The sequence below is a fragment of the Povalibacter sp. genome (genome assembly GCF_036520495.1).
Lineage (GTDB): Bacteria > Pseudomonadota > Gammaproteobacteria > Steroidobacterales > Steroidobacteraceae > Steroidobacter.
In genome coordinates this window covers 1-9192 of sequence record NZ_DATDJO010000025.1, presented here as the reverse complement: position 1 = coordinate 9192, position 9192 = coordinate 1, and the positions used below count along the sequence as shown (strand labels likewise).

The 9192-nt window shown below is 60.4% G+C and carries 8 protein-coding genes; 1 reads left to right on the top strand and 7 read right to left on the bottom strand.

Translation table 11 applies throughout. From position 1 onward, the window contains the following. The coding region (locus tag VIZ63_RS08960) for a TonB-dependent receptor (protein WP_331609224.1) at window positions 1-1727 on the top strand (1727 nt) is incomplete at its 5' end. Window positions 1728-1738: 11 nt separating this feature from the next. On the opposite strand, the gene VIZ63_RS08955 is transcribed toward VIZ63_RS08960, so the two are convergent. The 7 genes from VIZ63_RS08955 to VIZ63_RS08925 form a co-directional block, all read right to left on the bottom strand. Next, window positions 1739-2671 carry an alpha/beta hydrolase gene (locus tag VIZ63_RS08955; RefSeq protein WP_331609223.1) on the bottom strand — a complete coding sequence of 311 codons (933 nt, stop codon included), beginning with the start codon at window positions 2669-2671 and terminating at the stop codon, window positions 1739-1741. After that, on the bottom strand, window positions 2668-4227 hold the full coding sequence (locus VIZ63_RS08950; RefSeq protein WP_331609222.1) for an FAD-dependent oxidoreductase: 1560 nt from the start codon (window positions 4225-4227) through the stop codon (window positions 2668-2670). The genes VIZ63_RS08955 and VIZ63_RS08950 overlap by 4 nt, the downstream gene beginning before the upstream one ends. Continuing rightward, window positions 4220-5419, bottom strand: coding sequence for a class I SAM-dependent methyltransferase (locus VIZ63_RS08945; RefSeq protein ID WP_331609221.1), 1200 nt, complete (start codon window positions 5417-5419; stop codon window positions 4220-4222). Before VIZ63_RS08945 ends, VIZ63_RS08950 begins: the two co-directional genes overlap by 8 nt. 25 nt (window positions 5420-5444) lie before the next feature. Continuing rightward, window positions 5445-5780, bottom strand: coding sequence for a hypothetical protein (locus VIZ63_RS08940; protein ID WP_331609220.1), 336 nt, complete (start codon window positions 5778-5780; stop codon window positions 5445-5447). Window positions 5781-5882: 102 nt separating this feature from the next. Further along, window positions 5883-7082, bottom strand: a complete 1200-nt coding sequence (locus VIZ63_RS08935) for a class I SAM-dependent methyltransferase (protein ID WP_331609219.1) — start codon at window positions 7080-7082, stop codon at window positions 5883-5885. Window positions 7083-7107: 25 nt separating this feature from the next. Continuing rightward, on the bottom strand, window positions 7108-7443 hold the full coding sequence (locus tag VIZ63_RS08930) for a hypothetical protein (protein ID WP_331609218.1): 336 nt from the start codon (window positions 7441-7443) through the stop codon (window positions 7108-7110). Window positions 7444-7465: 22 nt separating this feature from the next. Further along, window positions 7466-9192 (bottom strand): TonB-dependent receptor (locus tag VIZ63_RS08925; protein WP_331609217.1); only part of this gene is annotated, 1727 nt, incomplete at its 5' end.

Genomic DNA, 9192 nt, shown 5'->3' with positions numbered 1-9192 from the left:
AGACCTTCACGCGTCTGGATGCAGTCGGCAATCCTCTCACCATCCAACCGCGGAATTTCATCTGCGGGTACGTGCCGCAGAGAGGCGAGCCTGGCGCCCCGGTGATCTCGCGGGAGACCAGCCTCTTTCCGGCCATCATGTTCAGGGATCGTAACGGCACGTCCCCGAGCGGGCCGCTGCTGGGTCCGCAGCCCTACGTGCTCATCAACGAGCTGCTCGTCAAAGCGGATGAGTTCATCGGCGTGGATGTGCCTGACCTGGATGGCTTCGGCATGAAGCGCGATCAGATCCGCCTCTCGCTCAACACCGACTACGAGCTGGCCAGCGGCTACTCAGCAAGCGTTCTGGCCGGCTGGAATGACACGCGCATGAACACGATGGGCGACCACGACTTCAGTGACACACAGAGCTGGTACTCCTCGGACCCGAAGTTCGGTCGCGATTGGAGCGTCGAAGCGCGCATCAGCTCGCCACAGAACCGGCGCCTGCGCGGCATGATCGGCGCCACCTATTACGATCAGGAATTCGTCACCTCTGGATCCGGCGGCCTCACCGTTAGCGCGTGCTCCAATACGTCCTGCCTGGCCGGCCCCTTGGTCACGAGCACGCCGCCAAACAACGGCAACGTCGCCGAGGTGATGGGTGTGTTCGGTTCGGTGTCGTTCGATATCCTCAACAACCTGACACTGGACATCGAGGGCGGCTACGCCGAAGACAAACGCTCGGTGATCCAGACGGGTGCGTCATTCTCGAGCACCTTCAAGCAGACCACACCGCGAGTCATCCTCACCTACAAACCCGCGGACGAAACGACGCTGTATGCGCAGGTGTCGCGCGGCGCGCTGCCCGGTGTCACGAATGGCCTCGTATCGACCTGCAGCGACCAGGCGTTCACGGTTCCTTATACCAATCCATTGACCGGGCAACTCTCGACAGCGTCGGAGTGCGCCCAGATCAGCGCGCAGCTCACCGCGGATCAATACAAGGGTGCCACCGACTCGCAGGAACTCGACGCCTACGAAATCGGTTGGAAACAAACCCTGTTCGACCGCCGCCTCTCGTTCAATGTGAACGCCTGGTACTACGAGTGGAAGAATCGGCCTTATAATTTGTCGATATCGTGGGTGCGCGATGCGGACGACCCCGCCAATCGCGATGGCATGCCCAATGAGTTCACCAACTCCCTGGGCGTTACCGCAGCAGGCGGCCAGCGTCTCTGGGGCTCAGAGTTTGAATCCGCTCTGGCAGTGACGCCGCGCTGGAATCTGCAAGTCAATGCGAGCTGGTCCGACAACGCCTTCACGACCTACTACGATCGTATTCTTCAGGCGCAGTTCGGATTCACCAACCTGCGTGGCCTACAGGTGCCTCGCAACCCGAACTGGCAAGGCGCCCTTGTCAGCGCTTATCAGTCGCCGCTCGCCCGCACGAACTGGGAGTGGTATGCCCGCGCGGACCTGGCTTACACGGGCGAGTACTGGGCCGATGCGGCCAATCTCGCCCGCGCTCGGGACTACACACTCGTCAATGCACGCCTGGGCATACGAAGACACAGAACACGCGTCGAGCTCTTCGTGCGCAACCTTCTCCAACAGGAGAGATGGCAAACGGTCGACGACAAGACGGACTTTACCGTGCAGGGCATCATCGGCGGCTGGCCACGTGGCATCGCCGTGGTCCCCCAGGAGAAGCAGACGTTCGGTTGGCGCGCCATCGTCCAGTTTTAAGCGGGCGGAGGCTACCCTTCATCCAGAAACAGCCGTATTTGCGCCGCAATCTCCCCAGGGTGTGTCATGAGCAGGGCGTAGCCTTTGATCTCCTCCATATCAACCAGCCGCGAGTTCGGCAGCACCGACTTTGCGCTCTTGGTGTTTTGGTAAAGAACGTCATTCACCGCCAGCAGCAGTGTGGGTTGCTTAACCAACGGCAAACGCTGCTCGGCCGGGTAGGTGAAAACGCCGTCATATGCCCACCACGAATTATCCCCTGAGATGAGGTATTCGAGGAGCAGACGCCGCCCACGCTCCTTGTCGAGTCCCTCCGGTCGATGCGAGACGAACAGGTAGTAGCGATCCAGAATGTAGCTTCCGGACTCATGTTTGACGGGACGATTCGCGACGGCGCGGTTGTAATAGTATTTCCGCTCCTCGCCCATCGTGTACGGCACGCCCGCCAATGCCAGTCGCCCGACGAGATCAGGGCGCTGCACCGCAAGCTCCAGAGCAATAAACGCTCCGGTATGGAACCCGAACACATCCACCGCGCCAGATTTGCCCTTAACGCCAAGACCGAGTTGGTCCATGGCCTGCGCCATGGCTGCGGCGTACGCAGGCATGCCCGGCGGCTGCGGAGGTGACGCAGATTGTCCGTAGCCTGGCGTATCGAAGGCAATGCAGATCCGGTCCTGCGCGAGATGGGACATCAGCGGCTCGTACTCATAAGACGAGCGCGGATTCTGATGAAACAGCACCAGCGGACGCTTGCCGCTCTTACGGAGAACCTGTGGATCGGCCGGGCCGGCCTGCCGATAGTGGATCTGACCATAGGGCCCGTCCACATAGCCGCGCTTCAATATGACATGCGGAGACTCGGAGGCTATCGCGGGAGTGCCGACAGTCGGAGCGACCAACACGATTGCCACAAGCCAGGCGAAAAGCGTCTTATTAATCATACGAATCTCAGGTTCTGTCCGATGAGGCGCCCGAACGTCAGCGCCGGAGTGATGAGCATGCCGCCCACGACGGAATTGCCACTCGTCGCCCCCGCCCCGATCACCTCGCCGGCTGCGTAGAGATTAGGAATGACGGAACCATCGGCGCGGGTGACACGGAACTGAGTATCGATGCCGAGTCCTGCAAATGTCAGAATCGATGCGCCCTGCATCCGGACCGCGTGGAACGGAGGTTTCACGATCGGCCTCGGCATATGTCTACGGCCAAACTCCGCATCTATACCTGCCGCCTGGACCCGGTTGTAGCGCTCCACCGTCGCGACGATGCGCTTCTCGTCGAAACCGGATTTGCGCGCCAGAGCAGTGAGCGAGTCCGCACGTGTGAAATAGTGATGGCGAAGCGTCGCTTCCTCCATCTCGGTCCTGGACCATCCGCGAATGAAGGGTGGCGCAGCCGCGAGAGTCTCCTGATCGAAAATTGCCCAATAGCGCTGCCCCGGCTGACTCAGGAGGGCATGCTCGCGATGATCGACGCTCTCGTGATCCTCTCGAACGAAGCGCTCCCCGTGCGCGTTCACGTAGATCTCCCACGGCTGTCGATCGCGGGGATGCAGGATCGCCGCCGCGAGGGGCGGTGACGGGAACGCGAAGTCCGTCAACACGGCCCCGAAGTTGCCGAGGTACTTGTCCCCACCTCGCACGTAGCCCCCGGCCGCGAGACCCAGCTCGATACCGCCTCCGACATTGAACGGATACGCACGCCGCAGATATAAGGGAACGCCATGCAGCTTTTCATATAGCTGCGGGTTTCCGCCACATCCGCCCGTGGTCAACACAACGTTTCGGGCAAGAAAGTCGTACTTGACGCCCGCGGCATCCCGCGCGACTACGCCGGTGACAGCTGCGGCGCGATCCTGCATCAGTTCGACCGCATCGGTGCGGTAGAGAACCGACAGTCGGCCGCCACGAACCTGCGCCTCGACCTTCGGCAGCAGCGCCTTCAGGATGGAGATGGATCCCTCCTTTCCCCACAGATACCGCGGGGTGCTGAAGTGTTCATGCCCGTCTCCCAACACCGGGTGGTCGTCATGACACTCGAAGCCGTTGTCCATCAACCAATCGATGGTCGATGCCGCATGTTTCACGAACACGCGTGTGAGATCCTGATCAACCGTACCGCGGCTGATCCGCATGATGTCCTCGAAGTGCTGCTCCGGGGAGTCGCGAATGTCCTTGCGCGCCTGCAGCTTCGTTCCGGCAGCGGCCATCTGTCCGCGCGCACGATCGAGCGTTCCCCCAAGCCGATGCGAGCGCTCGATGAGCAACACGCGTGCGCCGCGCTCGGCGGCGAACAATGCGGTGGGCAATCCGGCGCTCCCCCCGCCAATCACGATGACATCCCATTGCTCGGCAGCCAGAGCGGCGCCTGACCGCAAGGCGCTTGCGCCCAGCACTGCAGTGGCCCCCGCTACGAACTGTCGCCGGGACACGCCCCAAACACCTTGTGCGGCAGGCATCTCATCGCTCGTGGCCAGTTCGATACGCCGCTCAGACACGCTTCACCCCCATCAAGTTGACTTTGTAGACTGATCGGGCGGGCGGTCCATTCTGATCGACGATAAATCCGGCTTTACTCATCTCACCGAGGTAATCGACGTTGACATAGTCGTAGTACCACACCTCGTGATTCCACCGGTGCGTCCACCAATAGCGCACGCGCTCGAATGCTTGCTTGGGGTGAGCCAGCTCACCGTGCGTGAAGAAGTCGATGGGATAGAACACGCCGCCCGGCCGAAGCACGCGGTGCGCCTCCCTGATGATCTTCTTCGACGCCTCGGTGCTGACTTCATGATGCAGAATGAACGACGTCACGATGTCGAAGTGACCGTCCGGGAATTTGGTGTCTTCCGCGAGGCGCTGCGCAAAGTTGACGTCCACCCCTAGATCGACGGCGCGCATGTGCGCATAACGAACCATCGGTCCGCCAACGTCGATTCCCCACACCTCCGCATCGGGAAAACGCTCCTTCAACGCCACCGTCATCTGGCCGCAGCTGCAGCCCATGTCGAGAATGCGGCGAACCTTGCCATCCGCGGGCGGCGGCGGAATCGCGCGTGCCTGCTCGATGTGCAGCTCATCCTGATTGTTGCGATCGGCGAAGAAATTGTTGGTCCCGTAGTGATACACGTGACCGGCGAATGGATCGCCCACATATCCGCCTGGCTGAAGATGAATTTCGTGACGTGTATAGTCCGGCAACTTCATTCCAGGGTTCAGCTCAAGCGTCCCAGGGCCTGCCTTGTCGGCGGCCTCCATCTCTGACATGTAGCGATCGTAGTTGCCATGAAACTCATCCAGCAGTTGCCGCCAGGTGGCTTGCTGCAGACTGATCCACGTGCGCCAGCGCGTGCCAAGAATCGGATCGTCCTTCAACAACTCCAGCGCACGCTCAAGACTGATGTCGGCCTTCGGGTCCAGGCCGTTCTTTTCCAGGATGCGTGCTGTGCGATCCTGGCAGACTTTGGTCAGATCCTTGTTGACCCAGCCGCGTAGCCCGGTGAGGAAATCCTGCTGACTCTCAAGGTCCAGGCGAGGTAGGCGTTCGACGCGACCGACGGTCCCACGAGGTTCGATATCCCCTGGAAACGATCCTGCCTTGCCTCGCGCGTATACCTTTGCTCCGGGCAACAATGCGGCGGCCGCAACGGTCGCTGCGCTGGCACTCAGGAGTGTGCGGCGATTGAACATGTGAATATCCTCCAGAACCTATTAGTTAGTCGGGACGCTTGGCGTCGAACGACAACCCACCCTCGTTGGCTAGCGCACTGAAGGTGCGTCGTACGAAGGCGTCACGCTCCTCCTGCCACTGCTTGGCGTCCGCGGCCGAGGGCATGTACTCCTCGATCATGTCGTTGGTCACTCCCTTCTGCTCCAGCAGCTTCTCTAACACCATCATCCGTCTACGTGCCGCCCATACTTCCGTACCCAGCGCAACCAACACGCTCATCATGTTGTCGAGGACGACGTTGCCGAGAAACACCACCTTATCGGTGTCGGCCTTTATCGCCGCACTCGTGTACGTGGGGCGAGCCGAATCCTGTTTAGCCATGGAGAGCTCCAAGTACTTATTTTAGAAGTTGATGACTGCGACACCTGAGCGTGAGGCGCTTGCGCCCGACACTTCATTGGTCACAGGTGTCTCGCGTTGTTCTCAGACAGGTTTCACACCCATCAGGTTGACTTTGTAGTCCGATCGGGAGGGCGGTCCATTCTGATCAACGATAAATCCGGCTTTACTCATCTCGCCGAGGTAATCGACGTTGGCATAGTCGTAATACAACACTTCGTGATTCCATCGGTGCGCCCACCACCAATGCGCCAGTTCGAACGCACGCTTGGGGTGACTCAGCTCACCGTGCGTGAAGAAGTCAATGGGATAGAACACGCCGCCCCGCCGAAGCACGCGATGCGCCTCCCTGATGATCTGCTTCGATGCCTCGGTGCTGACTTCATGATGCAGAATGAACGACGTCACGATGTCGAAGTGACCGTCCGGGAATTTGGTGTCTTCTGCGAGGCGCTGAGCAAAGTTGACGTCCACGCCTAGATCGACGGCGCGCATGTGCGCGTAACGAACCATCGGTCCGCCAACGTCGATTCCCCACACTTCTGCATCGGGAAAACGTTCCTTCAATGCCACCGTCATCTGGCCGCAGCTGCAGCCCATGTCGAGAATGCGGCGAACCTTGCCATCCGCAGGCGGTGGCGGAATCGCGCGCGCCTGCTCGATGTGCAGCTCATCCTGATTGTTGCGGTCGGCGAAGAAATTGTTGGTTCCGTAGTGGTACACGTGACCGGCGAACGGATCGCCTACATAACCGCCTGGCTGAAGATGAATTTCGTGACGTGTATAGTCCGGCAACTTCATTCCAGGATTCAGCTCAAGCGTCCCGGGTCCTGCCTTGTCGGCGGCCTCCATCTCCGACATGTAGCGATCGTAGTTGCCATGAAACTCATCCAGCAGTTGCCGCCAGGTGGCTTGCTGCAGACTGATCCACGCGCGCCAGCGCGTGCCAAGAATCGGATCGTCCTTCAGCAGCTCCAGCGCCCGCTCAAGACTGATGTCGGCTTTCGGGTCCAGACCGTTCTTTTCCAGGATGCGCGTCGTGCGATCCCGGCAGACTTTGACCAGATCCTTGTTGACCCAGCCGCGTAACCCGGTGAGGAAATCCTGCTGACTCTCAAGGTCCAGGCGAGGTAGACGTTCGACGCGGCCGACTGTCCCACGAGGTTCGATATCTCCCGGAAACGATCCTGCCTTGCCTCGCGCGTATACCTTTGCTCCGGGCAACAGTGAGGCGGCCGCGACGGTCGCTGCGCTGACACCTAGGAGTGTGCGGCGATTGAACATGTGAATATCCTCCAAAACCTATTAGTTAGTCGGGACGCTTGGCGTCGAACGACAACCCGCCCTCGTTGGCTAGCGCACTGAAGGTGCGTCGCACGAAGGCGTCGCGGTCCTCCTGCCACTGCTTGGCGTCTTCTGCTGAAGGCATGTACGCCTCGATCATGTCGGCGGTCACTCCCTTCTGCTCCAGCAGCTTCTCCAGCACCATCATCCGTCTGCGCACCGACCACACTTCCGTGCCCACCGCAATCAACACGCTCATCATGTTGTCGAGGACGACGTTGCCAAGAAACACTGCCTTATCGACATCGGCTTTTATCGCCGTACTCGTGTACGTAGGGCGAGCCGAATCCTGTTTGGCCATGGAGAGCTCCAAGTTTTTTATTTCAGAAGTTGATGACTGCGCGCAGACCGAACGTCCGCTTCTCCTGAGGAACCACGGCGATGCCCCGCGGCCAGCCGCCGACGATGCCCTGCACGGTAAAGTCTGACTTTTCGTCGACAGTCGCCCATGCGTCTTCCTGCAAGAGATTTCGCACGAACAACTCGAGACGCAGGTCGTCACGCTGAACGCCGATGCGCCCATTCACGAGCACGTAGTCCTGCGCTCGGGCCAGGTTGGCGCCGTCCGCCCAGTACTCCCCGGAGTAGGCCGCATCGCCGCGCATGTACCATGTCCAGTCTGTCTGCCGCAGCGGCGCCCTGTACGTGGTGGACAAATTTCCCTGCCACTTCGGGGTACGCGCTGCCTTGAGACCGCTCAGGTTGATGAATCCAAATTGCGTCTGCAGGTTTCGGTCGAAGAAACTGCCAAACTCATTGTCAGTCCACGCGGCGCTCAACTGTGCTTCCCAGCGATCAGTGATGGCTAACGCGGTCTCCAGTTCGGAGCCCCACAGTTTTTGACCACCAGCCACGCTCACGCCGAGCCCGTTGGCAAAGGCGTTTGGAATACCGTCGCGCAGCGCCGGGTCTTCCGAATCACGTACCCAACGTACAGAAAGTCCATAAGGCCGATTCTTCCACTCGTAGTACCAGGCGTTCACATTGAACGAGAGGCGGCGGTCGAACAGGGTTTGTTTCCAGCCGATTTCGTAAGCATCGAGTTCCTGCGAATCGGTGGCACCCTTGTATTGATCCGCGGTGAGCTGCGCGCTGATCTGCTCGCACTCCGACGCTGTCGAGAGTTGCCCGGTCAATGGATTGGCGTAAGGAACCGTGAAGGTCTGGTCGCTACAGGTCGATACGAGGCCATTCGTGACACCGGGCAACGCGCCGCGTGACACCTGTGCGTACAGCGTCGTTTCGTCCGCGGGTTTGTAGGTGAGGATGACTCGCGGTGTGGTCTGCTTGAAGGTGCTCGAGAATGACGCGCCCGTCTGGATCACCGAGCGTTTGTCTTCGGCGTAGCGACCCTCGATGTCCAGTGTCAGGTTTCTGAGGATATCGAACGACACGGAACCGAACACGCCCATCACCTCGGCAACGTTACCGTTGCTCGCTGGAGTGGTCGTGACCAGGGGCCCGGCCAGGCAGGACGTATTGGAGCACGCGCTAACGGTGAGGCCGCCGGATCCAGAGGTGATGAATTCCTGATCGTAATAGGTGGCGCCGATCATGCCGCGCAGGCGCCGGTGCTGTGGCGAGCTGATGCGCGCTTCGATGCTCCAATCGCGGCCGAACTTCGGGTCCGCGGAGTACCAGCTCTGCGTGTCGCTGAAATCGTGGTCGCCCATCGTGTTCATGCGCGTGTCATTCCAGCCGGCCAGAACGCTGGCCGAGTAGCCGCTGGGCAGCTCGTAGTCGGTGTTGAGCGAGAGGCGGATCTGATCGCGCTTCATGCCGAAGCCATCCAGGTCGGGCACGTTCACGCCGATGAACTCATCCGCTTTGACGAGCAGCTCGTTGATGAGCACGTAGGGCTGCGGACCCAGCAGCGGCCCGCTCGGGGACGTGCCGTTACGGTCCCTGTACATGATGGCCGGAAAGAGGCTGGTCTCCCGCGAGATCACCGGGGCGCCAGGCTCGCCTCTCTGCGGCACGTACCCGCAGATGAAATTCCGCGGTTGGATGGTGAGAGGATTGCCGACTGCATCCAGACGCGTGAAGGTCT

What these genes read in the sequence shown, in the direction of transcription:
- VIZ63_RS08955 (WP_331609223.1), bottom strand. Translation starts at nt 2,671, where the DNA reads ATGATTAATAAGACGCTTTTCGCCTGGCTTGTGGCAATCGTGTTGGTC.
- VIZ63_RS08945 (WP_331609221.1), bottom strand. Translation starts at nt 5,419, where the DNA reads ATGTTCAATCGCCGCACACTCCTGAGTGCCAGCGCAGCGACCGTTGCG.
- VIZ63_RS08940 (WP_331609220.1), bottom strand. Translation starts at nt 5,780, where the DNA reads ATGGCTAAACAGGATTCGGCTCGCCCCACGTACACGAGTGCGGCGATA.
- VIZ63_RS08935 (WP_331609219.1), bottom strand. Translation starts at nt 7,082, where the DNA reads ATGTTCAATCGCCGCACACTCCTAGGTGTCAGCGCAGCGACCGTCGCG.
- VIZ63_RS08930 (WP_331609218.1), bottom strand. Translation starts at nt 7,443, where the DNA reads ATGGCCAAACAGGATTCGGCTCGCCCTACGTACACGAGTACGGCGATA.